The organism is Myxococcus sp. CA040A, assembly GCF_013336725.1.
Taxonomy (GTDB): Bacteria; Myxococcota; Myxococcia; order Myxococcales; family Myxococcaceae; genus Myxococcus; species Myxococcus llanfairpwllgwyngyllgogerychwyrndrobwllllantysiliogogogochensis.
This window is the reverse complement of sequence record NZ_JABUMR010000005.1, coordinates 521,428-546,696: the sequence shown is the minus strand read 5'-3', so window position 1 is coordinate 546,696 and position 25,269 is coordinate 521,428. Positions and strand designations below refer to the sequence as shown.

At 69.2% G+C, this 25,269-nt stretch carries 23 protein-coding genes and 3 tRNA genes; 6 read left to right on the top strand and 20 right to left on the bottom strand.

The window, feature by feature from the left end:
* Positions 1-21 precede the first annotated feature (21 nt).
* The 11 genes from HUA75_RS24080 to HUA75_RS24030 all read right to left on the bottom strand — a co-directional run bounded on the left by HUA75_RS24080 (position 22) and on the right by HUA75_RS24030 (position 7,693).
* Positions 22-92: transfer RNA gene (locus HUA75_RS24080), tRNA-His, on the bottom strand.
* Between the two features lie 7 nt (positions 93-99).
* A tRNA-Ile gene (locus tag HUA75_RS24075) sits at positions 100-170 on the bottom strand.
* A 47-nt stretch (positions 171-217) separates the two neighbouring features.
* Positions 218-303: transfer RNA gene (locus tag HUA75_RS24070), tRNA-Tyr, on the bottom strand.
* Between the two features lie 95 nt (positions 304-398).
* Positions 399-557 carry a hypothetical protein gene (locus tag HUA75_RS24065; RefSeq protein WP_174487721.1) on the bottom strand — a complete coding sequence of 53 codons (159 nt, stop codon included), beginning with the start codon at positions 555-557 and terminating at the stop codon, positions 399-401.
* A 41-nt stretch (positions 558-598) separates the two neighbouring features.
* Complete coding sequence (locus HUA75_RS24060) at positions 599-1,492, bottom strand: nucleoside hydrolase (RefSeq protein WP_246137130.1); 894 nt, start codon at positions 1,490-1,492, stop codon at positions 599-601.
* 71 nt (positions 1,493-1,563) lie between these two features.
* A complete protein-coding gene (locus HUA75_RS24055) occupies positions 1,564-2,145 on the bottom strand; it encodes a ThiF family adenylyltransferase (protein WP_174487720.1) in 582 nt (193 codons plus the stop codon).
* A 9-nt stretch (positions 2,146-2,154) separates the two neighbouring features.
* Complete coding sequence (locus tag HUA75_RS24050; protein WP_141642248.1) at positions 2,155-2,403, bottom strand: hypothetical protein; 249 nt, start codon at positions 2,401-2,403, stop codon at positions 2,155-2,157.
* 196 nt (positions 2,404-2,599) lie between these two features.
* Entirely contained in the window at positions 2,600-3,889 is a 1,290-nt protein-coding gene (locus HUA75_RS24045) for a S8 family peptidase (RefSeq protein WP_246137131.1), read from the bottom strand.
* 152 nt (positions 3,890-4,041) lie between these two features.
* On the bottom strand, positions 4,042-5,184 hold the full coding sequence (locus tag HUA75_RS24040) for a hypothetical protein (protein WP_246137132.1): 1,143 nt from the start codon (positions 5,182-5,184) through the stop codon (positions 4,042-4,044).
* 89 nt (positions 5,185-5,273) lie between these two features.
* On the bottom strand, positions 5,274-6,581 hold the full coding sequence (locus HUA75_RS24035) for a hypothetical protein (RefSeq protein WP_254627725.1): 1,308 nt from the start codon (positions 6,579-6,581) through the stop codon (positions 5,274-5,276).
* Between the two features lie 80 nt (positions 6,582-6,661).
* Positions 6,662-7,693 (bottom strand): hypothetical protein, encoded by a 1,032-nt coding sequence (locus tag HUA75_RS24030; protein WP_174487717.1) that lies wholly within the window; start codon positions 7,691-7,693, stop codon positions 6,662-6,664.
* 299 nt (positions 7,694-7,992) lie between these two features.
* Here HUA75_RS24030 and nfi point away from each other — a divergent pair, with 299 nt between their 5' ends.
* The 3 genes from nfi to HUA75_RS24015 all read left to right on the top strand — a co-directional run bounded on the left by nfi (position 7,993) and on the right by HUA75_RS24015 (position 11,833).
* Positions 7,993-8,694 carry a deoxyribonuclease V gene (gene nfi / locus HUA75_RS24025; RefSeq protein ID WP_174462842.1) on the top strand — a complete coding sequence of 234 codons (702 nt, stop codon included), beginning with the start codon at positions 7,993-7,995 and terminating at the stop codon, positions 8,692-8,694.
* 194 nt (positions 8,695-8,888) lie between these two features.
* Positions 8,889-11,231, top strand: a complete 2,343-nt coding sequence (locus HUA75_RS24020; protein ID WP_174487716.1) for a GMC family oxidoreductase N-terminal domain-containing protein — start codon at positions 8,889-8,891, stop codon at positions 11,229-11,231.
* 104 nt (positions 11,232-11,335) lie between these two features.
* Positions 11,336-11,833, top strand: coding sequence for a DUF2267 domain-containing protein (locus HUA75_RS24015; protein WP_141642254.1), 498 nt, complete (start codon positions 11,336-11,338; stop codon positions 11,831-11,833).
* A gap of 7 nt (positions 11,834-11,840) precedes the next feature.
* Here HUA75_RS24015 and HUA75_RS24010 read toward each other — a convergent pair whose 3' ends face one another.
* From HUA75_RS24010 to HUA75_RS23995, 4 genes are all read right to left on the bottom strand, one after another.
* Entirely contained in the window at positions 11,841-12,212 is a 372-nt protein-coding gene (locus HUA75_RS24010; RefSeq protein WP_174487715.1) for a hypothetical protein, read from the bottom strand.
* Positions 12,213-12,233: 21 nt separating this feature from the next.
* A complete protein-coding gene (locus HUA75_RS24005) occupies positions 12,234-13,253 on the bottom strand; it encodes a hypothetical protein (protein WP_174487714.1) in 1,020 nt (339 codons plus the stop codon).
* A gap of 29 nt (positions 13,254-13,282) precedes the next feature.
* Positions 13,283-15,049: a VWA domain-containing protein gene (locus HUA75_RS24000; RefSeq protein WP_174487713.1), complete on the bottom strand. Its 1,767-nt coding sequence runs from the start codon at positions 15,047-15,049 to the stop codon at positions 13,283-13,285.
* Positions 15,050-15,389: 340 nt separating this feature from the next.
* Complete coding sequence (locus tag HUA75_RS23995) at positions 15,390-16,097, bottom strand: metallophosphoesterase (RefSeq protein ID WP_174487712.1); 708 nt, start codon at positions 16,095-16,097, stop codon at positions 15,390-15,392.
* 428 nt (positions 16,098-16,525) lie between these two features.
* Here HUA75_RS23995 and HUA75_RS23990 point away from each other — a divergent pair, with 428 nt between their 5' ends.
* Together HUA75_RS23990 and HUA75_RS23985 are read left to right on the top strand one after the other, a co-directional pair.
* Positions 16,526-17,197 (top strand): RNA polymerase sigma factor, encoded by a 672-nt coding sequence (locus tag HUA75_RS23990; protein WP_141642259.1) that lies wholly within the window; start codon positions 16,526-16,528, stop codon positions 17,195-17,197.
* A gap of 46 nt (positions 17,198-17,243) precedes the next feature.
* Positions 17,244-18,431, top strand: coding sequence for a hypothetical protein (locus HUA75_RS23985; RefSeq protein ID WP_141642260.1), 1,188 nt, complete (start codon positions 17,244-17,246; stop codon positions 18,429-18,431).
* A 54-nt stretch (positions 18,432-18,485) separates the two neighbouring features.
* Here HUA75_RS23985 and HUA75_RS23980 read toward each other — a convergent pair whose 3' ends face one another.
* The 4 genes from HUA75_RS23980 to HUA75_RS23965 form a co-directional block, all read right to left on the bottom strand.
* Positions 18,486-19,652, bottom strand: a complete 1,167-nt coding sequence (locus HUA75_RS23980; protein ID WP_174456544.1) for an AraC family transcriptional regulator — start codon at positions 19,650-19,652, stop codon at positions 18,486-18,488.
* Between the two features lie 11 nt (positions 19,653-19,663).
* Entirely contained in the window at positions 19,664-20,221 is a 558-nt protein-coding gene (locus tag HUA75_RS23975; RefSeq protein WP_141642262.1) for a zf-HC2 domain-containing protein, read from the bottom strand.
* On the bottom strand, positions 20,214-20,858 hold the full coding sequence (locus HUA75_RS23970) for an RNA polymerase sigma factor (protein WP_254627724.1): 645 nt from the start codon (positions 20,856-20,858) through the stop codon (positions 20,214-20,216). The genes HUA75_RS23975 and HUA75_RS23970 overlap by 8 nt, the downstream gene beginning before the upstream one ends.
* Before the next feature lie 123 nt (positions 20,859-20,981).
* Complete coding sequence (locus HUA75_RS23965; RefSeq protein ID WP_141642264.1) at positions 20,982-21,467, bottom strand: PaaI family thioesterase; 486 nt, start codon at positions 21,465-21,467, stop codon at positions 20,982-20,984.
* Positions 21,468-21,581: 114 nt separating this feature from the next.
* Between HUA75_RS23965 and HUA75_RS23960 the strand changes: the two genes are divergently transcribed.
* On the top strand, positions 21,582-23,903 hold the full coding sequence (locus tag HUA75_RS23960) for an ATP-dependent helicase (protein ID WP_141642265.1): 2,322 nt from the start codon (positions 21,582-21,584) through the stop codon (positions 23,901-23,903).
* 221 nt (positions 23,904-24,124) lie between these two features.
* On the opposite strand, the gene HUA75_RS23955 is transcribed toward HUA75_RS23960, so the two are convergent.
* Complete coding sequence (locus HUA75_RS23955) at positions 24,125-25,168, bottom strand: PQQ-binding-like beta-propeller repeat protein (RefSeq protein WP_254625219.1); 1,044 nt, start codon at positions 25,166-25,168, stop codon at positions 24,125-24,127.
* Between the last annotated feature and the right edge of the window lie 101 nt (positions 25,169-25,269).

Here is a 25,269-nt window from a genome sequence, read left to right as displayed (position 1 = left end):
TCTGGGAGCTGGAAATGTCAGGTTGACCGGAGGGATTCGAACCCTCTTCCCCGGGGTCACGTCCCGGTGGCTCACCATTCGCCTTCGGCCAACATGGAGTCGGGGTACCCGGAGTCGAACCGGGATCACCCGCTTATCAAGCGAGTGCTCTGCCTTTGAGCTATACCCCTGAAAGATGTCTGGGTTTGGGTGAGGCGGACCCTGCTCGTATGGAGCATGGGGACGCTGGGAGTTGAACCCAGCAGGCCCTGTCGGGCTCGGGCTCTACAGGCCCGCGCGTCTGCCGTAACGCTCTACGTCCCCTGGAGGAGCGGAGGCCCGAAAGCCGAAAGGCCGGGTCCCCTGGATGGGAGCCCGGCCTCTGCGTGGCTTGGCGCGTCGATGACGAAGCGCGAGCGTCAGCAGGGTACGGGCGGATGGCCGTGAAGGTGGCCGAATCCCACGTTGCGAATCGAGCCGGTGCGCGAGAAGGAGCAGGAGGCGGCGTCGAACTGGGGCCAGAGGTTGTTTCGATAGCTGTGCTTCGCCTTGCTCGACTGCATCGTCACCGTCTTCATGGTCACCGCTCCTTTCTGGCGGAATCTACGGCGGTTGATTTTCATCCCTGACAAGCGCCGCGATTGTTTTTTGTCGCGGCGCCGATTCCCACGAGCGTCTGGAAGAAGCGCTCGGAGTCCAGGGCCACCGAGATGAACGTATGGGTACCCTGCGCAAGCTCGGCTCCCCACTCTCCTCGCTGGCGCACCATCTCCACTTCCGCCCAGGTGATGATTTCGGGGTCGATGGCCGCGCATGCGGCGATGGGGTCGTGCAGGAGTTTGCCTTCGGGGCGCTGCGCCAGGTAGCGCTCCATGGCCTCGAAGATGAGCCCGAGCCCCGGTGTCGTCGAGGCATAAGGCCGCATGCGCTCGTGAAAGGGGCCGTCGTAGGCCAGGCCATGGGTGACGTTCTTGGACACCAGCTCGCGTCGGCCCATGCGGTCCGAGGACAGGGCCAGCAGTGCGCCCTTGGGGTCTCCGTTGAAGTTGAAGGTCGGACAGGTTCGCCGGCCCTCGAATTTGGGCAGCCGGTGCTCGGGTGGAACCACGTTGTCGCCCGCGAAGCCGCCCTGCGCCACCCACCGGTGCAGCTTGATGTCCGGGTGAAGCTCCAGCAGCAGTCGCAGATTCTGGAGCGGCGCACCGGTGAGCAGTGTTGCCTCGGGGAACCGCCCGAGCACGAGCGCCAGCACCTCGTGCGCCAGGGCATCCGGAGCAGAGGGAGGCAGTGGCCCCAGCCATTGGGTGTGGAAGGCCGAAAGGCTCTCCTTCTCCGCCGCCGGATTGCGCGCGCCCACGGGCACGTCACTCCTGCCGGCACGCGCGAGCAGGTGTCGCACCATTCCCACCTGCGCCAGCGTGCCGGGTGTCACGGTCACCGCGCGCAGCGCGACGGCGGGATGTGTGGCCAACAGGCAGAGCGTGAGCGCGTCGTCCGGATCGCTCGTTTCCATGTCGAAGAGAATGTCCTGGGCCATTGGCGTCCCTGAGTAGAGAGAGGCGGGGTGTCCCCGTCAAATTGGGGTCAGTGGTGGGTGGTGGGGACGACGGAGGAGAGATTCACCAACGCGTCCCGCTTCACCCCCTGCTTGATGAAGTCCTGCACGGAGCGGGCGAGCGTGGCGGCCAGCAATCCCAGGAGGGGCAGGTGCGCGCCCCCCTCGCAGGTGGCCTGGCCCGCAGTGTCCTCCGCGTCCGGGACGAAGCGCTCGTCCCAGCGGACCAGACCGAACGTCCCGTCAGCGCTCACCGCGCCGTGCACCAGGGGCTTGCCTGCTCCTCGGGCGAAGTCGCTGAGGAGCCGACGACTGTCCTGGTTGTCGAAGCAGTCCACCAGCAGGTCCGCGCCACCACACAACGCCGCCACGTTGTCGCGGGTGACGCGCACGCCGAAGGACTCCGTCTTCACGCCGTGCAGGTTGAGGAGCTGGAGCTTGAGGGCCTCGGCCTTGTTCTTTCCCAGGGAGGGCTTCACGTGGGCCTGGGCGAGCAGGTTCTTGGACTCCACGCGGTCGAAGTCGACGAAGACCAGGGTGGCCTCCAGGTTGCGGCACAGGAGGGCCGCCTGGGAGCCGATGGCGCCCACGCCGCAGAAGAGGATGCGCATGGCGGCTCCTCAGCGGGCCCCGAAGGGCACCTTGGGGCGCAGGTAGATGCGCTCGTCGCCGCGCGCACCCCGGAACCGGTCCACGACGAAGTGCTGGAACGCGTCGTCGCGCAGGTGGGCCAGATGGAGGCCCGGCACTCCGCCCGCGCGAATCAGCTCCGCGGCGATGCGGCGCACGTCGGAGTCCGACACCGGCCGGTCCAGCTCCACCGGCACATCCGCGGACATGCCGTCATAGGTGATGTTCAGGGTCGCCATGGTCGTCTCGCGCCTCCTCGCGCGTGCCAGGGGCCGCGAAAAGGGCGGCCGGCCAGGCACCTCGCGGGACGGAGGCGCGCCAGGCGTCCTGACTCGGGACAGGCGCTGCGTGAAAAGACGAGGGCCGGGCTCCGTCGTGATGACGGAGTCCGGCCCTCGGGGGCCGCGAGGGGGAGGGGTCCTCGCGGCCGGACGCTTACTTCGAGGTTTCGCCGCTCACGGGTGCCGGCGTCGTCGCGGGCTCCGTGCTCACGGTGGGCAGCACCGGCACGGCGCCGATGAAGCCCGAGTAGGCCATGCGGTTGGGCGTGCACTCGCCGGGGCTACGCACCTTGTCGAGCGTGGCGTTGTCGAACAGCGCGCTGGCGACGGTATCGGGCGTGGCATTGGGGTTCAGCTCCAGCCAGAGCGCGGCCACCCCCGTCACGTGGGGTGCGGACATGGAGGTGCCGCTCATCTCTCGCGACTCCCTGTCGCCGTAGTGCCAGGCGGAGGTGATTTTGTTGCCGGGGGCGAAGACGTCCACGCAGTCGCCGTAGTTGGAGAAGGACGTACGCTTGTCGCTGGTGTCGGTGGCGGCGACGGTGATGGCCTCCGCCGTCCGTGCCGGGGAGTGCTTGCAGGCATCGCCAGACTCATTGCCCGCGGCGAGCACGTAGGTGACGCCCGAGGCGATGGAGCGGCGGACCGCTTCGTCGATGGCCGGATCCGAGTCTCCGCCCAGGCTCATGTTCGCCACGGCCGGGGCCTGGTGGTTCTTCGTCACCCAGTCAATGCCCGCGATGACCTGGGCCGTGGAGCCCGAGCCGTTGCACGCGAGTACCCGGACGGAGTGCACGGTGGCGTTCTTGGCGAGTCCATACGTGCTGCCCGCCGCCGTGCCCGCTACGTGGGTTCCGTGGCCATGACAATCATTGCCCTTCATGCTGTCGCCAATGGCGTCGAACCCGACAGACGCCCTGCCACCGAACTCACGGTGGGAGAACCGCACGCCCGTGTCGAGGATGTACACGTGCACCCCCAACCCCGTGGCGTTGTACATGTAGAGCTTGTCCAGCGGCAGCGTGCGCTGGTCCACGCGGTCGATGCCCCAGGTGGGGCTTGGCTGGCTCTCCCGGATGGACAGCACCCCGTTCTCCTGGACGTAGGCGACCGAGGGGTCCTCGGCGAGGGCGCGCGCCTGGTCCTCGCTCATCCGGCTGGCGAAGCCGCGCAGCGCGTGCTCGTACACCGCGAAAGCGGTGCCGCCGTACTTCTGCGTGAGGTTCAGAGTGGCCTGGGTGACGGCGAGCGCCTGCAGTCCCGGCTCGGGCGCCTTGAGCACCACCACGTACTCACCCGGCACGTTCTTGCGAACCGTGAGGAACTTCTCCGTCGGTGGCGCGAGGAGCGCGGCGGTGGCCGACGGGTCCTTGCATGCCGGCCGGCTGCTCGAGCAGGCGCCCAGCAGCGCCAGTCCACCCATGGCCAGGGTCAGCTTCGTCATCCGTCGATTCATGTCTCATCCCCCTGCAATGGGTTACGCGGAATGATACGGATGGACTTTAAATTCGGCTTAATCCTGATTTAGCCCTCTGGGATGAGACAGCGGTTCGTCATTGAACGTCCTGGGTGTTCGCCGACATGCGGGCGCATTGCCTACCAGGGACGAGCGTTGGCTCCCCACCAGAACAGCGCGGTCTCCAGCGGGTGTTTGTGTGGCTTTTCGAGCATGGGTCGGATGCCCATTTCTCGCGCGGTATTGAGCAGGTCCTGGTGCCAGGCGCGGTGTTCCGGGGAGAGGCGGGTGGCGGCGATGGCCAGGGCGCTGGCGCCCACGGAGTAGCCGCCGTGCAGGAGCGGGCCGCTCGCGGCGTCCTCGCGGCCCTTCACGCCCCGGGGCCATTCCCGGCAGGCGGCGAAGGGGAGCAGGTTTCCTCCGGGACGGTCGCAGTAGCCCTTCACCAGGGTAGTGGTGAAGGTGGACGCGGCGGGGTGTGAGCCCATGGCAAGGAAGGCGCCCGTCCACGCCAGCGTGGTGCCGCGCGGCGTGGACTCGACGAGCTTCCCCTTGGCGTTCACCCGGGTGGGAAACCCCGAGGGCAGGGAGGCGAGCTCCACCAGTCGGGCCGTGAGGCGCTCGCCCATGGCGAGAGACGCGGCATTGCCGCGCAGTCGCCCATGCAGCAACAGGCCCGCGGCGGCGGGGGCGCTGTCACATGGCCAGATGGACTTGCCGAACGAGGGCAGCAGGAGCTGCCGCGAGAGTGCCTCCACGAGCTTTTCGGCCAGGGCGTCGAAGAGTGCCGTCGATGCCGGGTCGGCCAGCCCCGCGCGCTCGATTCCCGCGAGCATCAACAGCACATAACCTCGGTAGAGCACGCTGTGGGGCAGGAGGTGTTCCTCCACGCGTGCGCTGCCGTCGGAAAGGAAGGGCCCACGTCCTTTCGTCAGGGCATCGTCGAGCAGGGCCTTCACGCGTCGAGGTGTCTCTGGCAGGGGGGCGCCATCCAGTGACAGTTGGACGAGGATGAAGGACAGGTGCGCGGCACACAGGAGCTGGGCCTCGGAGAAGCGGCGGTTCGCATCGCCCAGCAGCTTGGGCTCGCAGCCGAGCCCGAGGATTCGCTGCTCGAGGACTTCGAGTGCCTGGACCGAGGGGACGTCCAGGTCAGTCGAGGAAGGCGTCGTCGTGGCCGGCGGCGCGGCGGCGGAGTTGATGGTGCCGGTGCTCCACATCAGCAGGACCAGCAGTGGAGGCAGGGTACGGAGGAGGGCGCGAGGCATGGGCCGGAAGGACATCACGCCCTCCATGCCCGGGCCCCCGCGTGACGCTCAGTGGTCGCCAGCCAGGCGGGAGTGGTCGCTCCCGCCCAGTGGATGGAGCGTGCTCACGGTGTGTCGCGTTGGACCTTGAGGTCCTTGAAGCGTCCCTCTCGCTCCAGTCGCCAGAGGTCCTCGTCAGTGACGAAGGGCTGGCCAAGCAGCTCCCGTGCCCGCTTCACCTTCGCCAGCAGCAGCGGGTCCGTCACCGGGGTGCTGTTCTCCCGGGTGGGGCGGGGAGGGGGACGCATCACGGAGAAGGTTCCGCGCGCGGGGTGCCCGTCCGCGGTGGTGCCCTCCAGCAGGTAGGTGACTTGCGTCACGCCCGACTCGGACCGTGTGTCCAGGGAGGCAGGGATGTCCACGCCCCGGCCTTCAGGGAGGGTGTCCACATCCAGATTCACCTCCTCGGTGTCCTCGGGCAGGGGCGGGGCATCGGGCTCCGGTGTGCGCGCGCGCAGCGCGGTGACGCGCTCCAGTCGCACGGGTCCCTTCCATCGGTGGGACAGGCGGAAGCTCTGTCGGACCACGCCGTCCGCATCCTCCACGGGGAATCGTGGGGTCCCCACCGCCAGGATTGTGACGACGCCCTTCTTGTCGAAGTTCTCGAAGGTGCTGTCGAGGAGCTGAAGCGACGAGCGGCCCGTCACCTTCTTGCCCGTGGCATCGAACACGTCCACCCGGACGAGGTGCTGGACGTACATGGAGCGGGGACGCGTGACGTCGGGGCTCAACGTCTGGGTCACCATGGGCGTGCTCGTCGTCACCGTGTGTTGGTCGTCGAAGGTCCAGACGAACCGCACGGGCGTGAAAGGAGCCCGTGCGGCCTTGTCCCTTCGCGGTGGTTCGAGGATGCGCGCGAGGAACTCGAAGTCCTCCTCGGTGTTGGGGGCTCGCCGGGAGAAGACCTCGACCAGTCGCTCGGGCTCGCAGTCCTTCACGGTGTACCGGGGCACCTGCACGGTGGTGGCGACGTTGTCCTTGCCGAACACCGTCACTGTGGGCAGCTCGTACGTCCCATCTGGCTCGCGCCAGACACGCAGGGGAACGCGCATGCCAATGCCCGCGCCAATGGTGGTGTGGAGATAGGCGTCATTGCCGTCCGGCGAGTGCGCCCGGACGTTGATGAGGTTGTCCTCGCCGGAGCAGACCTCCTGCTTCTCCACCGTCACGCTGTCGATGATGGGTGCGGGCGCGGGTTTCGGTGCGGGGCGGACCACGGGTTCCACTTTCGTGGGCAGCACCGGAGCGGTGCTGGTGGGCGTGGGTGGAGGACGAGGGGCCGCTGCGGCGACAGGCGTGGCATCTGGCGGAGCGGGTGGCTCCAGGGAGAGCAACCCGCCGGCCACCAGCGCCGCGATTCCGAGACCGAGCATGAAAGTGAGTCTTCGGCGCCACCAGGGCGGTTCCGAGGGGTTCATCCGGGGGCTCCTGTCGATTCAGTGGGGAAGTGCGCTTACTGCCAGCAGCCGTAGACGTTGCCGCCGGAGTTCCACTGGAGCTGGTGGGAGTAGTCGGAGGCCCACAGCGTGGTGGAGACGGGGTGCACGCTCCAGCCGCCGATGCGGTCCGGGCTGATAGAGGTGGCGGTGGCGTTGGGGTCGTCGCGCACGCCCTTCCAGATGACGCTGCTGCTCGTGTCGCAGCGATTGGCGGACATGCAGTTGGCCACCTGGTTGCCGGCGTTGGTGCACACGTTCCAGAAGACGGGGCAGATGACGGTCAGCGCGGCGTTCTCGAACCAGCCGAGCGACTCCTTGCACTGGCCATGCACGCCCCAGTGGATGGTATTGGACGCGTTGGCGATGACCTCGTGCGGATAGGTGTGCGTGGTGACGAGGCCCCTGCCCGCGTAGTTGTGGGCGTAGGCGAGAAAACTCGAGCACATCATTCCGTTGTTGGCCGCGCCGCCGGGAATCTGGTGCGCCGACTCCACGTCCCTGTACTGGAACAACGAATACGGCACGCGCGCCCCGTTCCACAGGGGCCGGTCGATGAGCTGGCTGCCGTCGACGCGGGACACATCGCTGGCATACGGGTGGTTGAACCAGAGACTGTCCGCGATGCGCGCCGCGCCCGTTGCGTCTCCCAGTTGCCACGCGGTCCAGTCGGGGCCATGGCCATTCGCGTCGTACAGGTAATGGTAGATGCCGCCCTGGTTGATCTGCTCCAGCCCCGGGTAGCCGTCCCGGAGTTGGTTGATGTTGAGCGGTGTTCCGCAGACGGTGGGCCACGAGTTCTGGTCGGGGTCCCTCATGGTGGCGTGAGTCACGCCTCCCGTGGCGCCATGTGAGAGCATGGAGTGCGTGCGGAATTCGCCAATGGCATCAATCACATTGCGGATGGGACCTTCATCACTGCGACTGAACACCACCGCTCCGTTGGGGGCGTTCCAGCCCGCAGCGGTGTAGCCGCACTCAGACGCGGCGGCGGGGGAGGTGGTTCCCAGCGCGGATACGGCCAGACAGCCTGCGAGGACTCGACGCATCAGATACTCCCGGACATGCGACGCTCCCGTGGGCCGGCCCCTCTGGCGACCCAGGCGTGACTCGGGGAGAGGTCCATGGGAGCGGGCTTCACCGATGCCTGGGAGGGAGCAGGGTACGCACGGTGTCTCGGCATTCCAGGCCGGACCCGGAGGGCAGTGTGACAGGGGACACGTGGTCAGCCCGCCGGGGCCGTGTGGACGTTGGATGGTTCACGCAGGAGGCGCTCGCGAGTGCCGTGGCGGGTTGCCGGAGCGGTGCGGGTTCGCAGACTTGGGGCGCACGAGGAGGCGGACCCCGCATGGAGCTTCAGCCGGAGATGCATCGTTGGGATGTCACGCCGACGGAGGCGGTGGCGCTTCAGCGTCAGCTCAAGGAGCGCGTGGTGCTTCATCCGCCCGCGGGACTTCGGGTGGAGCGCATCGCGGGCGCTGATGTGTCCACGGAGAAGGGGAATGACACGGGGTTCGGCGGCATCGTCGTGCTGGACGCGGCCACGCTCTCTCCGGTGGCGCAGGCTGGCTCCGCGGTGACCCTCGGGTTTCCGTACGTGCCGGGCCTGTTGTCCTTTCGCGAGCTGCCCGTGGTGGCGGTCGCCTGGGAGCGGCTCACGGTGAAGCCCGACGTGCTCATCTTCGACGGGCACGGCATCGCGCATCCGCGCAGGCTGGGCATCGCGAGCCATGGTGGGTTGTTGTTCGGGATTCCCTCCATCGGCTGTGGCAAGTCCCTGCTGGTGGGAACGCACGGCAAGCTGGGAGAGGCGCGAGGTGCCACGTCACCCATCACCCACAAGGGCGAGGTCGTGGGGATGGCGGTCCGCACGCGCAAGGCGGTGCAGCCTGTCTATGTGTCACCGGGTCACCTGATGGACCTGCCCACGGCGGTGGAGCTGGTGCTGCGGGCCAGCCCGAAGTACCGCGAGCCGGAGACCACGCGCCAGGCACATCGGCTGGTGAATGCGCTGAGGCGCGCGGACGGTGAGGCAGCGGAGCTGGAGTGAGGCGACTCCCATGGATTTGACCGCCGGCCCGTCCCCCTCTATGTCCGGAGTCCTCATGACGGGGTCGTGGTCCTGGCGCTGGACTGCCCGGGCGGACGTCACCCCGGCCGCCTTCACGGGAAGGAGTGCCAGGGCATTGGCACCGTACCCCTGAGGTGGTGAAGCGAGGGCGGGGGTCGCCATTGGGAGTGTCGATGCGGAGGCTGTCGTCACGGTGGAGTGAGCTGGAGTCCCATTACTCCGTGGTGGTCGTGGGGTCGGGCTATGGGGGTGCCATCACCGCCAGCCGGCTCGCACGCGCAGGTCGCCAGGTGTGTGTGCTGGAGCGTGGGCGCGAGCTGCAGCCGGGCGACTACCCGCGCACGGAGGCGGACTTCGCCAAGGAGTTCCAGATCCACCTCGAGGCGGAGAGCGGCGTCGACCTGGGTCGCTCCACGGCCCTGTTCGAGCTGCACCGGGGTGGGGACGTGGCTGTCGTGACGGGCTGTGGCCTGGGCGGCACATCGCTCATCAACGCCGGAGTCACGCTGCGGCCAGACCCTCGCGTGTTCCAGGATGCGCGCTGGCCCGAGGCGCTGCGCGCGGATGTGCCCGGCCTCATTGAGGACGGCTTCACATGGGCCGAGCGCATGTTGCGTCCCACTCCCTATCCCGAGTCGTCGCCGCCCCTGGCCTCGCTGGAGGCCATGGAGCGGGCCGCTCGTCACCTGGGGGGCACCTTCCGGCGTCCACCGCTGGCGGTCTCCTTCGAGGGCGGAGTGAATGAAGCGGGCGTGCGACAGGGCGCCTGCACGCTGTGCGGGGATTGCCTCACCGGGTGCAACCAGGGCTCGAAGAACTCCGTGCTGATGAACTACCTGCCGGATGCGCACCGCCACGGCGCGAAGCTCTTCACCGAGGTAGGGGTGCGCTACCTGGCGCGCGACGGCGGACGCTGGCGCATCTACTACCGGCCGATGAACAGCGGCCGTGAGCGCTTCGAGGCGCCGGACCCGTGGGTGACAGCGGACATGGTCGTGCTCGCGGCGGGGACCATGGGCACAGCGGAAATCCTGCTGCGCTCCCGAGCGCTGGGCCTGCCGTTGTCGGGGATGCTGGGCCAACGCTTCAGCGCCAATGGCGATGTGATGGCCTTTGGCTACAACACGGACGTCCCCATCAATGGCGTGGGCCACGGGACGCATCCGGCGGAAGGTCGCGAGCCCGTGGGGCCGACCATCAGCGGCATCATCGACGCGCGTGCGACGTCCCGACAGGAGGACGGCATGGTCATCGAGAATGGTGCCATGCCGGGGGCGTTCGGAAGGCCGATGCTGGGGCTGCTCGCCGCCGCGGCCGCGGTGGGCGGGGAAGACACGGACGAGGGGCTGAAGGACAAGCTGGAGGAGCTTGCTCGCGTGGCGGAGAGCGCGGTGCGCGGGCCGTACCATGGGGCCATGCGCCACACGCAGACCTTCCTCGTCATGTCTCACGACGCGGGTGTCGGTGAGCTGCGGCTGGAGGGCGACCGGGTTCGGGTGAACTGGCCGGACGTGGGCACGCAGCCGGAGCTTGCGCGGGTGGACAGTCGATTGCGCGAAGCCACGGCGGCCCTGGGCGGGACGTTCGTGCGCAACCCGCTGTGGAATCGACTCACCGGACATGAGGTCCTCTGCACGCATCCGCTCGGTGGCTGTGTCATGGCCGAGGACGCCAGCGCGGGTGTCGTGGACCATGAGGGGCGTGTCTTCTCCCGCGAGGAAGGCACCGAGGTTCACGACGGGCTCTATGTCAGTGACGGCTCGGTGATTCCAAGGCCGCTGGGGACCAACCCCCTCTTCACCCTCTCCGCCGTGGCTGAGCGTTGCGCCGCGCTGATGGCGAAGCGGCACGGGTGGACCATCGACTACACGCCCGCGACGGAGGAGCCGGACGTGGGAGCGCGAGTGCCAGTGGGCGTGCGCTTCACCGAGACGATGTACGGCTCCATCTCGGGCGCGGTGGAGGAGAACTCGCTCGTCGCGGGAGACCCGAAGCGCATCGATGCGACCCACCTGCGTTTCATCGTGACGGTGGAGACGCTGGACCTGGAGCGGACGCTGGAGGACCCGTTGCATCCCCTGGGACTCTCCGGCGTGGTGGAGGCCTTGTCATTGTCTCCTCGGCCCCTGACCGTGGAGCGAGGCGAGCTGCATCTGATGACGCGGGAGGCGGCGCGACCGGGCGGGCGGCGGATGCACTACCAGCTCCCCTTGGTGGCCGAGTCGGGCGAGCGCTTCTTCCTCGACGGCTACAAAGACGTCCACGACGACGCGGGCTTCGACCTCTGGGTGGACACGACGCGGCTGCTCGTGTCGGTACACCGGGGGAATGACGCCTCGGGGCCCTGCATCGCCCGGGGGCTCTTGCGGTTGAACGCGAAGGACTTCGCCGTGCAGCTCTCCACGCTGCGTGTGCCGAGTGCCCGAGACACCTCGCGTCGGCTGTCGACGCTGCTGCGCTTCGGGCGGTTCTTCTTCGGCGCGCTCTACGACACCTACGTGCGTAAAGCCGCGTAGCGGGCGGGGAGGCGGCGGCCCGCCTTCCATGCAGGTCGAGTGATGCTCCTCCGGTGGGCCGTGGGCAACCTGATGCCCACGAAGGCACATCGGGAGGACAGGTCATGGCGGACAAGCGGGAGCAAGAGGGCCGGCGGGCTTCACGAGAAGGCGCGCCCGGCGAGCTACCCATCGAGGCCCGTCGTGCCCGGCGAAGCGCCGCGCACGCGAGCCAGACCTACCGGGCCTTCATCAAGCACCTGTGCGAGCGCGGTGGCATGTCGCCCGCGGTGGCGGAGCAGGCCGCGGTGTCCGTGCTCTGCGCGGTGGAGCAGCGCATCAACAGCGAAGAGACAGAGGACCTGGAGGCGCAACTCCCCAGCAAGCTGGCGGAGCTGTTGCACCGGTGCGAGCGCCACGAGGACGAGTTGCCGGGGGGCTTCGGGCGCGAGGAGTTGCTCAAGCGCGTAGGGGAGGACCTGGCGCTCAACCCGGACGCGGTGGTGCCCGTGGTGCGCGCGGTCCTCAACGCCGTGAGAGATCAGATCAGCGAAGGGGAAGCCGAGGACGTCATGGACCAGCTCCCCGAGGACCTCAAGGAGCTGTGGCGCCGCCCGAGCTGAGCGGGCTTCACGCGCGTGCCATGGGCGCGTGAGCCATGCCCGAGACTTCCCGCAGGGGCTCGGCCCACCAGGGCTCGTCGGAGACCCAGACATCGCGGCCCTCGACGCGGGCGACCATGCCGCCGGGGGCCACGACGGAGAAGCGCGGTGCGCGCCCGAGCGCCTCCGTCAGCGCGGTCATCGTCGTCTCATCCTCGGAGGAGAAGCCGAGGGGCCCCTCGGGATGACTGTGCGCCACCTCCACCAGTTCGTGACGCCAGTACCAGATGGCCTCCCACCGCGTGCGGGAGTCCGGCAGCAGGACGGGACTGTCGGAGGTCTCGCACCACAGCACCTCCTCGTCCTGGCCGATGAGCAGACAGACCTCTTGCGTCGACATGATTCTCCTCCTCTCCGCACGTCACGCGTGCCGGGTGATGACCAGGACATCCGTGTCGATGGCCTCGCGGATGACCGAGGGAAGGCTCTCCAGCGTCACCTTGCTGTCCGCTCCCGCCAGACACACGCCCGCGTCGACCACCTGAAGCGTGTTCGCGTCGACGACGGAGATGAAGCGCTCCCCCATGAAGGCAAACGTCACTTCCAGTTGATGTCCCCCCATCCGTCGATGGTTCAGCAACCGCGCCCCCGCGCCCTGGAGCGCGACCTCCGCGCGCGAGTGGTCGCCCACCGGCGCGCCTCGCCCGTGTCGAGCCCCCGTGAACTCGACCTGCCGCCGAGCCCGCTCCGCCAACTCCACGGCCCGCGCCCGCGCTGCCTCCACTGTCTGCGCCGCCTGTGCTTGCACGCTCGCCGTGAGCAGACGTGCCGCGAGCGCGCGCCGATGAGCCTCTCGCTCCGCGACGAGGGCCCGCAGACAGGACTCCGCCTCGACCCGGCCCTGCTCGGCCACCCGCAGTACCCGGCCGCGCGTCTCCGCTGGCGCGAAGCGGATGTCGAGCGTCCGCGACGCCGACTCCAGCAGCGCATAGCCATAGGCCGCCCGCAGCGGCGCGCTCACGCCCTTCACGGTGGAGAGCGGCTGGCCTTCCTCCAGGGCTCGACGTGCCTGGTCCTCCGCCTCGCCCTCGAAGTCCACGCCGTCGAACAGCAGCGAACCGTCATGCCAGCGCCGGGCACTCACGGGCGCGAGCACGGCGGGCTCTTCCTCCGGCATCAACTCCAGGGGCTCGGCCACCGCGCCCTCGCGCACCAGCCGAGCGCCCCACATGTGGCCTCGCACGCGCGGCAGCCTGTCCAGACCTTCGGGGCTGGCAGGCTCACGCGCCGTGGCCTCCCGCCCCTTCACCTCGAAGCGCCACCACCCCGGCGCCACGGGGGAGGTGACACGGAGGCGGCGCGAAGCGGTGTCCACGGTGCCGCCGCCCAGATACGGCAGCACCGCCGACTCCACCTTTCCGAGAAACTTCCGGTAGTCCACGCCGCCTCCTTGTCACCACGACTTCGGGTTCACGCCACCTTCAACAGCGGCGTGCGCATCACCCGCTCCACCCAGCCGGACTGGCTGGCACCAGGCTGCGTCGGCGCATCCAGCAGCGCCTTGAGCACCCGGGGGACCTGGTAGGGGTCCGCGAACTGGTCCACGTTCACCTCGCTGAAGGGCACCTTCATGAAGCTCGCGCACGTGCGAACCGTGTTGCCACGGCCCCCCGCCACGCTCACCAGCAACGCCAGCGCCGCCACCGTGTAGCCGCAGTCACGGAACGCCCGGGCGAACTGGTCTCCCGCCTCGCCCGCCTCGTCGCCCACGACGATGACCACCAGCTTCGCCCCCTCCGGCACCTTCACGCCGTCGCGGTGCAGGGCATGCACCCCGGCCGCGTGAGTCGTGCCGCCCGACGCCTTGAGCCGCTCGAGCATGTGCTGAACCGCCGTGCGGTTGGACGCCTTCGGCTTGAGGACGGTGCCCATCGTGTCGAACGCCGCGATGTGCAACTTCTCCATCGGGAAGCCCGCGAGGATGCGCGCCAGCGCCTCCTTCGAGTTCTCGATGGCGCCCTCCATGGAGCCCGACTTGTCGATGAGGAACATCACCCTCACGTCGGTCTCCGCCGTCGCCTCCGCCACCGCCTGTCGTGCCGCGTTGTCGCTCGCCTCCTCCAGCTTCTGGCGCAGCACCTCGCTGCGCACGTTCTTCGCGATGTTCAGCGCGCGCTGGTCCGTCGCCGTCTGGACGGCCTGCTCCCAGCGCCCGCGCACGGAGGGCTCCGCCAATAGCCCCAGCTCCTCGAGCGTCGGCGTCATCAGCCGCAAGTCCCTGTCCGACAACGAGGGCAGCAGCGCCGCCATGATGGCCGGAGTCATGCCCAGGTCCTTCGGCAGCCGGCCCACCACATCCTTGTAGGAGAGGCGCTCCAGCTCGATCCACTCGCAGATCTCCGCCTCCGACAACCCGTCGAAGCGCTGGCTCTTCACGAGCGTCAGCCCGTTCAGGCCCACCGTGCGGTGCCCGCCCTCGGACTGCTTCTGCTTCCAGCCGAGCACCTCGAAGAAGCCCTGCGCGCGCGGCTTGTACCCCGCCTTGCGCGCCAGCTTCTTCAGCGTCTCCTTGTAGCCCGCCTTCACCAGGCCCTGGAGCATGGGCAGGTTGGCCTCACGCGCCGCCAGCCACCGGGACGCCACGCGCTTCCAGCGGCCCATGGGCGCCTTGCGGGACGCAGGGTCTCCGAAGCCCGCCTCGCGGTTGAGGCGCGCGATGTCCGGCAGCTCGAGCAGCTCCGCCACCCGCAGCACCGCCTTGGGCGTGAGCATGCGCGTGGACTTGCGCTCGTAGTGCAGCACCATGGCCTCGCCAATGGCGCGCCAGTCGTCGTCGTGGAACGCCACCTTCCCGTCCTCGCCGACCACGGGCTGACCCGCGTGCTCCTGCACCAGCATGAGTGCGCACGTGGCCACCTTCAGGTCACGCCAGTCCGTCTGCGTCAGCGCGTACGACGCGAAGTGCGCCATCAGCTCCGAGTTGAGTCGGTGGATGTCCAGGAGCTGCCGGTAGAGCCGCACCGCCGCGGGCACGAAGAGGCCCGGCTTCACGGGCTTGCCGAGCGTGCGCTGCGCCGGGGTGGCGTGCGCCGCGGCCACCCACGTGCCATTCACGTCCAGCCCCGGCCGGTTGTGCCACAGGTGCGCGGAGCCGCTGAGCACCAGGTCCAGCAGGCGCTCGGCGGGGCCACGCTGCGTCTCGGGCAGCAGCGGGGTGTTCTGGTTCGCGGTCGTCATGGGGTGCCACCTTTCGGGACGTGCGGCGGGTCAGGCGCGGGGCGGACCCCAGGCGCAAAAGGGCGTGAGGGGAGTGCACCGCGCGTGGAACGCACGGGGGCCTTTCGTGCACCAGGCACGGCCACCCGCGCGAAGCTGGGATGAGAGGGAGAGAGAGGGTGCGCCCGAGTGACGAGGCCTGTGTTGCTGGATTGAGTGTCCAGTGTTCTGCCAGTTGAACTACGAGGCCTGACGGCCTCGGCGGGACTCGAACCCGCATCTCTCAGGCGTGTCTGACCCCGTCGGCCGGGCGCGAAGCTGTATGCGCAACCGCCACCGGGTGGCGGTCAGGCGCGGGTGCTCAGGAGTAGACGCACACGTCGCCGTGGATGGGGAACCGCGCGACGTCCTTGCCACCCTTGTAGCTTCTCCGGGCGGGCACCGAGACGAACTCCCACGTGGGCAACACCACCGCCGTCAGTGAGCGGCCATACACGCAGCCGGTGTCGATACCCACCGCGTGCTCGGTGACGAGCGGCTGGTCGAACACGGTGTGTCCGAAGATGACCCGCTCTGGCCCCGTCCAGTGATGGGTCCAGAACTTCCAGCCCGCCGGTGCCTTGGACGGCCAGCAACTCTTCTTGCCGGGCGGCTGGATGCACTGGGCGTGGAGCAGGTGGTAGGGGTCCTGCTTCTCGACGGGCAGGTGGGGCAGCATGCCGGCGTGCACGACGATGGCGTTGTGCTCGGGCAACCGGAGGTAGTGGGGCAGCCCCGCCATCCAGTCGAAGTGCTCGGTGTCGAGCGCCTGGCGCGTCGCCAGGTGGTCCGGCAGCAGCCGGTCATCCTCGCGGTGGCGCTGCTGGAGGTGCTTCTCCTCGTGGTTGCCGAGGATGGCCTCGTGCCGCATCGCCAGCTCCACGCACTCGCGGGGCTTGGGGCCCCGGTCCACCAGGTCCCCGGCGAAGATGACCCGGTCGCTGGACGTGGCCCCCACCTTGGCGAGCAGCTCCAGGGCCTCGTCGTGGCAGCCGTGGAGATCTCCGATGACGATGGTGCGGGGGGACATGACAGGGTTCCTTGAAAGAAGAGTGAGCGCCCGAGTCGAGAGGCCGGTGGGCTGAGTTTGGAGTTCAGTGCCGGACCGCCGGCGTCACCCACCGGGTGGCGGGTGCGTGGAGTCGAACCACTGCGTGTAGGGCCTCTCGGGCCGGGCGCTCGAAAGCGTTGCGGCCAGGGACGCGGCCTTTCCGGGTTCCTGACGAGGAAATTCCCGCTCCCCTCCCCGCATTCTCTTGGGGGATATTTGTCAGGAAACCGGCGCCCCGCGGGTCGGGCCTCCCTGGGTGCTCCGTCTGTCCGGTCGTCCGGGTGGCCGGGGTCCTCTGCTCCACTCGGAGGCTGCCTGCGGATGCCAACGTGGTACCTTGCCGCGCCACATCCCTGTAACCCCATCTCCCGGGGCGGTTCTCCGGGCACAGCCCTCAGGTCCTTCCGGTGTTCGAGCAGCTCACGGATGACGAATTGTTCGCGGAGGTGGTCCGCCGCCGCGCCACGGGCGAGCCCATTGGAGGCCCGCTCGGTACGTTGGTTCAGCGATGGAACCGGCCTGCCCGGTATGTCATCAGCAAGATTCAGGCGAGCTACGGCCGTGGGTCCCCAGCGGACTCGGACGAGCTCTTCCAGGACGCGGTCGGCAAGTTCCTCGACCGTGGGTTGGATCAGTTCCGTGGCATCTCCCAGCAGATGCCGGGCCGGAGCGCGTCTCCCAAGACGTTCTTCCTGCGCATCGTCAAGCACGTGGCCATCGACTTCTACCGGCGGCACCGCGAGGAGCTCGCGGCGCCTTCGTCGGACCCCGATGACGCCATGGAAGAGTCTCCGTCCGAGCGGTCTCGTGCCGTGGAGATGGGCAGGAGGACCGAGGAGCGGGCGGACGCCCAGGAGCTGTATTGGGCCGCGTTCGCACGACTCCAGCAGGAGCACCCCAAGGAAGCCTCGGCATGGGAGCTGTATCACCACGAGGACGTGGAGGATCACGAGGAATGCGCGCGTCGCTTGAACATCACCGTGGTCAATTCCTACAAGCGCGTCAGTCGCGCCCAGGCCTACTTGAAGCTCTACCTGCTGGATCTCCAGCGCGAGTCGCCACGAGGGGAGGAAGCGTGAGCCTCCTTCCCGGTCACACCCCGGGGTATTCAGGAGGAATGAAGTCATGAAGACCGATGCCATGTCTCGCTACGCCGCCCGTCGTTCTGTTCTCACCGCCGGGTCCACCTCACCAGGAGTCGTCCTCGAAGCCGCGGGGGACTTGTTGAGGAGGGCGACCCGGCTGGGGACAGAAGGTGTGGAGGCCGCCCTTCGCGGCCTCGGTCGACCGGGGGTGGAGACCTGGCTCCAAGCGCAGAAACCGCAGGCGCTCCAGCCCGTGCTGTTGAGGGCCGCGGAAGAAGCGATGGAAGTGGCGCTGGATGGAGGGGACGAGGCGGAAGTGTGGCGGGCCTCGGCGCTGGAGGGACTTGCCGCTCGGGACAGGGCCGCCTCCGCCGCATTTGCGCTGGCCGCCTGGGAGGCCCTCCACGGTTCCTTGGACGGTGAGGCCGCTCGAAATCGAGACCGCTATCTGGAGTCGCTCGGGAGCCTGGATTCGTCGCTTCGTCCCAGAGCGCGTTGGTTCATTCCCCTCAACCCGCAGCGTCGGCAGGAGTTCGAACTCCTCGACTCGGCGGAGCAGGACAAGGCCTGGTGGTTCGCTTCCCGGGCCGGCTGCGATGACCTGGTGGCCACCTGGACAGGCGCGCCCCAATCGCCCACCCCCCACATCCAGGGCTGTGCCGAGTGCCGCGCGGACATCGCGGATGCGGCGCCCGTGGACGCGCCCCCGCGTCGCCATCTCACGCAAGATGACCTCTGGCGCTTCGACATGGGGATGATGTCCTCGGACGAGCGCGAGCGGATGGATGCGCACACCGCGCGCTGTGGCGAGTGCGCCCAGGCGGTGCTGGCCTTGGGCGAGGGTGACGACGCGATTGAGGAAGCCCTGGAGATGGAGGAGGGGGACGGGACGATGGCCCGCTCCGCGCGCTCCTCTCGCGAGCCGGTGTCGCAGCGCCCCTCCGCGGCGCGCCACCCGGAGCACCGCGAGATTCTGGAAGAGCGCCGGGAGTTCCGCGTGGTGCTGGTTCGCGAGCGTCAGCGCGTCAAGCTGCTCGTGCAGCCCCTCGCGGGCCGGACGGTGACGGCGGCGGTGTTCCTCAGTCCCGGCCGTCCCTCGCTCAAGCCCACGTCCGGGCCGGAGGGTCTGGCCTTCGACCTGTCCACGGCGTCTTCCACCGGCGCGCGCTCCGCCCACCTCACGGTGCAGGCTGGCGGCGAGACGCTGGAGCGCGACTTCGCCTTCTGACTTCGCGGGACGGGGCCCTCGCGGTGAGCGCGGGGCCCCACTGTTCCCGGGTTGCTACTGATTCGGAGTGCCGGTGCGCTGCGTGTCGAGCGCCTCCCGGCTGAGCACGGGCGGCTGCGGAATGGGGAAGTTGCGAGCCGGCGTGGAGCGGCGGAAGCCGTTGGCCAGGAAGGCCGTGACGAGCTGGGCCGGCGGAGGCCGGGTGCCCAGCGCCGCGCCGCACACGTCGATCTGGTCCATGATGCGCGGCCCTTCGTTGACCTGGTAGCGGTTGCAGGTGCTGTCCACCGCGGCGTTCTTGTCCCGCTGCAGCTCGCGCGTCAGCCGGCCCCACTTCATGGTGAGGGTGTCCGGAGAGAGCATGATGCTGACGGGCTCTCCGCCCCACGTGCCGTCGATGAGCGTCTTCGAGGTGCCAGCCCGCACCTTCAGGTCGAGCTGACGCTGGCCGAAGGTGCCCGTCACCTCGATGCCGTGCTCGTAGATCTCCTCGGAGAGGATGCTCACCCAGACGCCATCCGTGCGCCGGGTGTACGGCTTGTCCGCCGCGACGCGGCCATGGTTGAACCAGACGTCGCCCACGCGGCCCAGGGGGACCTGGTCGTTCTTCGCCACGGGCGCGACTTCGTCCAGCCCGGCGGGGCCGGTGGAGGCGACCACCGGGCGCGCGGCGAGCAGATCCGTCACGGGCACCGTGTTGTCCACGATGTCGAAGCGCACGCCGTCCAGCCACGCCTGCCCCGTGCCGCTCATGATGAGGCCGGCCATGATGGTGGTGGCCTCCTTGGGGACGTCCAGCACCACTTCGTAGCGCTTGCAGCCACGGGTGCCGACCAGCGCGCGCGACTGCATGTTGTCGAAGGCGAGGGGCTGCTTCGGGTCAGGCCCCTCCACGCGCATCCACAGGCCGGCCCAGCCGTCCACGTCCTTCACGCGCGCGGCGGCGGAGAAGCGCAGCCGCTTGCCGCGGAAGTCCTGCGCGCCAAAGGCCTGCATGAAGGTGCCGTAGCCCGCCTCGTCGAGCGACAGCGAGCGCAGGTACGCGCTGCGAGCGCCCTCGCAGGGCGCGCTGTTGTCCACGCCGGCCTCGTAGCGCTTGGGTGCGCTCTCCGTGACGTACCAGCCGACTGGCAGCTTCGGGGCGCCGCCCGACGGCTGCGCCAGGGCCACCGGAGCGGCCAGGGCGAGCAGCAGGGCGACGAGTTTCTTCCGGAAGTCCATGGCGGGCGTCCTCACAGCGACACGGGCTGGCGCGCGCTCAGCGCGCCTTCGGGGAGGCCGGTGTGGGCCTCGTAGCGGGGGACCTCGGCGGTGCCCCCGGGATTCATGACCAGCAGGCCGCGCTCGGCGGCCTTGCGCGTGCAGAAGTCCTGCGTGGCCAGGTCCGGACAGGCGACGACGTTCGTCTTCGTCGGGGAGTCGCCGTCATCCAGGTCCACCGCCACCATGGGTGGCCGTGAATCCAGGCTGTCGGGCAGCGACGGATGGGGCGCCTTGTCGCCGGTCAGCAGCACCAGCGCGAGCGAGGCGGCGGCCGCCAGGGCCGCGATGGCCGCGCCCGTCACCGCGCGTCGCGCGTGCCACGCGGCGGGACGGATGACGCGCTCTTCCTGGGGGAAGGTGCTGGCCGCCTCGGTGAGCTGCTCGGACAGGAGGGCCTCTTCCTGCAGCAGCACGGCGCAAGGCTCACACTCCAACGTGTGGGCCTCCAACGCCGCCGCCTTCTCCGGGGCCAACGCGCCCAGGATGTATTGCTCCGCGGAGTCGCGGGTCAGGTGGGGCTTAAGCATGGGTCTCCTCCTCGAGCGCGGTCCGCAGCTTCTTTCGGACCTCGCACAGGATCTGCCGCACGCGCTGGACGGAGAGACCGACCTTCGCGGCGACTTCGGCATGGGGAAGCTCCTGGCCGTCACAGGCCAGGAGAAACACGCTCCGCGCGCTCGGCGACACCTGGGCGAGCGCGGCATGGGCGCGGGACAGCTGCTCTTCGGAAAGCAGGCGACGCTCGGCGGACACGGAGGGGTCCACCGGATGCTGGCGCTCGGGCAATTCCTCCACCGCCCCGGAGATGGACTCTCGCCGGACGCGGCGGGCATCGTCCGCGGCCAGGAAGGCCGCCTGGGTGAGGGCGAGGTTGGGCAGGCGCAGCTCCGTCAGCAGCCCTCGCTGCTGTTGTTGGATGAGCCGGGCCCACGTCTCCTGGGCCAGCTCGTGCGCCCGGTCCACCCGGACGCCTCGGGCCAGGAGCGATACCACGACGCGGCGGTGGTGGCGCGCAACCAGTGCGTCCCACGCGCCCCTGTCCCCGGCGAGGGCCTTGCGCGACAGGGACTCCTCGTCCGTCCCGCGCGACGCCTCCATCGGCTCCTCGGCTTCCCTCGGTAGTCGAATCGTCGTCATCCGCAGGCCCTGCACGGCTGCACTCATGCCGTCTTCCCGTCGCTCTGAAGCGTCTCCGGGACGTGGCCGCTCCCCGGTGCCCGGGTAACGTGTGTCCGAGGCGGACATATCGTCGGATGCCGGGAGGGTGTGCGGAGGGGTAGTCAAGGGTCAGTTGATGGCGGGGCTTTCCCCTGAGGACCAGGGGAGGTTGGAGAGGCGGACGACGCCCTGGCACCGCCCACACATCCGCCCCTGTTCGTCGTACACCCGGGCGGTGGCGAAGAGGAGGGTGAGGCCCTGGCTGTCGATTTCGGCCTCCACGCGAATGTGGTCGCCGGTGACGGGCCGCTCGAAGCTCATGGAGAGCTGCACGGTGGCGCAGCGGCGGCTGGGGTCCACCAGCGCGCCACAGGTACCGATGGCCAGGTCGAAGAGCGCGGCGAGGATGCCGCCGTTGACGGCGGCGGCGCTGCCCACGCCCCCTCGGTGCTCTGGCCGCAGCTCGGGTAGGGAGACGACGACCTTGCGGCCTTCGGGGAAGGACACGACGGCGCCGAAGTGACGCATCGTCAGGCTCTGGTTGAAGAGCTCTGCGTAGCGGTCCAGCGCGGCCTGGGTGGGCCGCGACGGAGGACCTGAGGGGGAGTCGGACATGGTGTTTCGCCCTTTATACCCGAGGGCGAAAAGCCAGGGGACCGGCCGGGCGTCCGGGGGTGGTGGAAGGCCGCCCACCGGACGGAGAAAGACGTTAGAAGCACAGGCCCCCTCTTGAGTCCCACCGTGAACGCCCACGAATCCGCCCTCCTCGAAGACCTGAACCCTCCCCAGCGCGAGGCCGTGCTCCACCAGACGGGCCCGCTCCTCGTCCTGTCGGGCGCCGGCAGTGGCAAGACGCGCGTCATCACCCGCCGGGTGGCGCACCTGGTGAAGGTTCAAGAGGTCTTCCCGTGGCGCATCCTCGCCGTCACCTTCACCAACAAGGCGGCGCGGGAGATGCGCGAGCGCCTGGTGCAGTTGCTGGGGCGTCAGGCGAACGACCTGGTGGTGAGCACGTTCCACTCGGCCGCGGCGATGATTCTGCGGCGCGAGGCGGAGCACGTGGGGCTCACCCGCTCGTTCGTCATCTACGACGATGGGGATCAGCTCAACGTCGTGAAGCGGGCCATGCGGGAGGCGGGGCTGGAGCAGTCCATGCAACCGCGCGAAATCCTGAGCCGCATCGACCAGGAGAAGAACGCGGCCCGGCTGCCCGAGGACATGGAGGTGGCGCCCGGTGACGAGCGCGGCCAGCTGGTCCACAAGGTGTACCGCGCCTATCAGGACCGCCTGCGCGCGGCCAACGCCGTGGACTTCGGAGACCTGCTGCTCCTGTTGGTGACGCTGTTCCGCAAGCGGCCGGAGGTGCTGGAGAACTACCGGCGCCGCTTCCACCACGTGCTGGTGGACGAGTTCCAGGACACCAACCCCGTGCAGTACGCGCTCCTTCAGCAGTTGGCGCCGCCGCCGTCGGCGAACCTGGTGGTGGTGGGGGACGACGACCAGTCCATCTACCGCTGGCGCGGCGCGGACGTGGACAACATCCTCAACTTCCCCCGCGAGTACCCGGGCGCGAAGGTGGTGAAGCTGGAGCAGAACTACCGCTCGGACCGGAACATCCTGGACGCGGCCTACGAGGTCATCCGGAAGAACACGCGACGGATGGAGAAGAAGCTGTGGTCCGACCGGCCCGCGGGCCAGACGCTCCAGCTCATGCTCAACCGCGACGAGCGGATGGAAGCGCAGGAAGTCGCTCGCCAGATTCTGGCGCTCCAGCGCGAGGGCTTCATCAAGTACTCCAGCATGGCGGTCTTCTACCGCGTCAATGCGCAGAGCCGCGTGCTCGAAGAGGGACTGCGCCTGGCGCGCGTGCCGTACACGCTGGTGAGCGGACGCAGCTTTTATGACCGCGCGGAAGTGCGGGACGCCTCCGCGTATCTGCGGTTGATGGTGAACCCGCGCTCGGACGCGGACCTGCTGCGCATCATCAACACCCCGGCGCGCGGAATCGGTGACACCACGGTCGAACGGGTGACGGACCACGCCAACACCCAGGGGCAGAGCCTCTTCGAGGTCCTTGCCGAGCCGGAGCGCATCCCCGCGCTGAACTCCACGGCGGTGAAGCGGTTGCGCACGTTCCACGCGCTGCTGAAGTCGCTGAACGTCTATGCGCAGGGAACCACGGACGCGGCGAGCGCCGTGGACGAGATGCTGCGCGAGACGAAGCTGGTGGAGACGCTCGTCGCGGAGGGCAGCGACGAGGCGACGACACGCGCGGAGAACCTTCGCGAGTTCCTGGGCGCCGCGCAGGAGTTCGACCTGAACCGCGCGGCCGCCGCCGTGGCCGCCGCGGCCCATCCTCCTCCAGAGGTGCCGCCCGAGGTGGATGCCGCGCCGCTGTCGGCGGACACGCCGCCGCTCCAGGCGTTCCTCGAGCAGATTTCGCTGGTGGGTGATGCGGACGCGGAGGTCGGTGAGGGCCGGGTGGCGCTGATGACGCTGCACGCGGCGAAGGGCCTGGAGTTCGACGCGGTGTTCCTCACGGGTCTGGAAGACGGCGTCTTCCCGCACTCACGCGCGCTGAAGGGCGAGGACCCGGACAACGGGGAGGAGATGGCCGAGGAGCGGCGCCTCTGCTACGTGGGCTTCACCCGAGCGCGCAAGCGGCTCTTCGTGAGCCTGGCGCAGTGCCGCTCGCTGTTCGGTGAGCTGCGCTACAACCCGCCCAGCCGCTTCCTGCGAGACGTGCCGCCCAAGTTGTTCGGCATCAGCGAGCAGGATGTGCCAGAGCCGCCTCGGCCCGCTCCCGTGGCCCCGCGCAAGCGGAGCTGGGACGAGGACGACGGGCCGCGCATCGACCGTTCCTATTCGCAGGCGTCGGACATGGACGCGGTGAGCGGAGACGTGCGCGGCATGCGCGTGCGACACGAGCAGTTCGGCGTGGGCCGCATCGTCGCCACGGATGGCTCGGGGCCGAACGCCAAGGTGACGGTGGAGTTCGGCGGCGCCGTGGGCCTCAAGCGCGTCATTGCCCGCTTCCTGATGCCAGGCTAGCGAGGGACGCGCGGGGTTTCTTCCGCGCCCGAGTGAGGAAGCCGTGAGGATGAACCGCCAGATGGAAATCTGGTGCCTTTGACCGCTTGGCTATCCCTCCTGTGACGGAGGGAGCTGGATTCGAACCAGCGAAGTCCGAGAGCGTGTAGGGCCTCTTCTGCCGGGCGCGGGAAGAGGACGCCTGTCCACGGGGCCGCCTGACAACGTCGCGTCGGGAAGCTTCACGGCCGGCGCTCAGGCTCCGGTGGGCGCAGCTTCCACGACAGCACCCGCCCGTCCTGACCGAGCACGAAGACCTGCTCACCCAGGACCACTGGCCGCGAGCGCAGCGCGGTGTCCGTGCGGAGGGAGAACGCGCGCTCCCACGTGGGTTGCTTCAAGGCCAGGAGCCGTCCCTGTCTCCCGTGCGTGGGCACCAGCAGCACGTCGCCAGGGGCCTCCGCTACGTGGGTGGTGAGCACGTCCGGCAGTCCCACCCGCGCCACTTCCTTCCCGTCCTCGGGCGAAAGCCCCACCAGCACCGGTGCGTCCTCGACGCGCGCCCCCACCCACAGCAGACCCAGGGCCAGGGAGGGAGGGCTGGTGAGGTCCTTCGCGGGGCTCTGCTCCCACAGCGGCGCGCCGTCCTGGGTCCGCAAGGCCCAGACACGCTTGTCTCGCGTGCTGGCGAAGAGGGCCTCCCCTCTGACTTCCAGTCCCAAAACGCCCCGGACCTCCTGCCGCCAGACCCGGGCTCCATCCGCGGTGGACAGGGCCACCAGCCCCACGTCGCCGAGCGCCACCACGAGCCGCCCGTCCACGAGAACGGGGGAGGGGAGCCCGCGACCGGCGTCCAGGTGGGCCTCATCGGGCTTGGGGGCGGGGGTCTTCCACCGGACCTTCCCGGTGTCCACCGCGAGGGAACGCACCGCGCCATCCGGGGCCACCACGTAGACCGACGCCCCGTCAGGGGCGGGGACCAGGGGGGTGAGGACCGGGGGCTCGCCGGTGAGTCGCCAGCGCTCCGCCCCGTCCGCGAGCGCCAGACGCACCAGGTCTCCAGCGACCGTTCCGACGATGACGCTGTCTCCGGCCACGACGGGCCGCGTCGCCACTTCCCGTCCGAGCGCCACCCTCCAGACCAGCGCCCCCGTCCTGTCCAACCGCACCACGGCGCCGGCCTCGTTCCCGGTGAGGACCCCGTCCGGAAGGGGCGTCAGCCCGGCGCGGGAGGATGCATCCGTCGAGTACCGGAAGACCGTTTCCGCGGGCTCCCGGCACCCCATGGCCGTCACCAGTGTCAGGGTGAGGGCGAGGGCGAGGTGCCTGCATGGACACGCGCGGGGCGACATGGTTTGGAGGATGGCGTAAGGAAGGAAATTCGACC

What these genes read in the sequence shown, in the direction of transcription:
- HUA75_RS23975 (WP_141642262.1), bottom strand. Translation starts at nt 20,221, where the DNA reads ATGCTTAAGCCCCACCTGACCCGCGACTCCGCGGAGCAATACATCCTG.
- nfi (WP_174462842.1), top strand. Translation starts at nt 7,993, where the DNA reads ATGGAGCTTCAGCCGGAGATGCATCGTTGGGATGTCACGCCGACGGAG.
- HUA75_RS24015 (WP_141642254.1), top strand. Translation starts at nt 11,336, where the DNA reads ATGGCGGACAAGCGGGAGCAAGAGGGCCGGCGGGCTTCACGAGAAGGC.
- HUA75_RS23985 (WP_141642260.1), top strand. Translation starts at nt 17,244, where the DNA reads ATGAAGACCGATGCCATGTCTCGCTACGCCGCCCGTCGTTCTGTTCTC.
- HUA75_RS24050 (WP_141642248.1), bottom strand. Translation starts at nt 2,403, where the DNA reads ATGGCGACCCTGAACATCACCTATGACGGCATGTCCGCGGATGTGCCG.
- HUA75_RS24030 (WP_174487717.1), bottom strand. Translation starts at nt 7,693, where the DNA reads ATGCGTCGAGTCCTCGCAGGCTGTCTGGCCGTATCCGCGCTGGGAACC.
- HUA75_RS24035 (WP_254627725.1), bottom strand. Translation starts at nt 6,581, where the DNA reads ATGCTCGGTCTCGGAATCGCGGCGCTGGTGGCCGGCGGGTTGCTCTCC.
- HUA75_RS24020 (WP_174487716.1), top strand. Translation starts at nt 8,889, where the DNA reads ATGCGGAGGCTGTCGTCACGGTGGAGTGAGCTGGAGTCCCATTACTCC.
- HUA75_RS24055 (WP_174487720.1), bottom strand. Translation starts at nt 2,145, where the DNA reads ATGCGCATCCTCTTCTGCGGCGTGGGCGCCATCGGCTCCCAGGCGGCC.
- HUA75_RS23965 (WP_141642264.1), bottom strand. Translation starts at nt 21,467, where the DNA reads ATGTCCGACTCCCCCTCAGGTCCTCCGTCGCGGCCCACCCAGGCCGCG.
- HUA75_RS24045 (WP_246137131.1), bottom strand. Translation starts at nt 3,889, where the DNA reads ATGACGAAGCTGACCCTGGCCATGGGTGGACTGGCGCTGCTGGGCGCC.
- HUA75_RS23995 (WP_174487712.1), bottom strand. Translation starts at nt 16,097, where the DNA reads ATGTCCCCCCGCACCATCGTCATCGGAGATCTCCACGGCTGCCACGAC.
- HUA75_RS24060 (WP_246137130.1), bottom strand. Translation starts at nt 1,492, where the DNA reads ATGGAAACGAGCGATCCGGACGACGCGCTCACGCTCTGCCTGTTGGCC.
- HUA75_RS23980 (WP_174456544.1), bottom strand. Translation starts at nt 19,652, where the DNA reads ATGGACTTCCGGAAGAAACTCGTCGCCCTGCTGCTCGCCCTGGCCGCT.
- HUA75_RS24010 (WP_174487715.1), bottom strand. Translation starts at nt 12,212, where the DNA reads ATGTCGACGCAAGAGGTCTGTCTGCTCATCGGCCAGGACGAGGAGGTG.
- HUA75_RS23970 (WP_254627724.1), bottom strand. Translation starts at nt 20,858, where the DNA reads ATGAGTGCAGCCGTGCAGGGCCTGCGGATGACGACGATTCGACTACCG.
- HUA75_RS24040 (WP_246137132.1), bottom strand. Translation starts at nt 5,184, where the DNA reads ATGTCCTTCCGGCCCATGCCTCGCGCCCTCCTCCGTACCCTGCCTCCA.
- HUA75_RS23955 (WP_254625219.1), bottom strand. Translation starts at nt 25,168, where the DNA reads ATGGGGTGCCGGGAGCCCGCGGAAACGGTCTTCCGGTACTCGACGGAT.
- HUA75_RS24000 (WP_174487713.1), bottom strand. Translation starts at nt 15,049, where the DNA reads ATGACGACCGCGAACCAGAACACCCCGCTGCTGCCCGAGACGCAGCGT.
- HUA75_RS24065 (WP_174487721.1), bottom strand. Translation starts at nt 557, where the DNA reads ATGAAGACGGTGACGATGCAGTCGAGCAAGGCGAAGCACAGCTATCGA.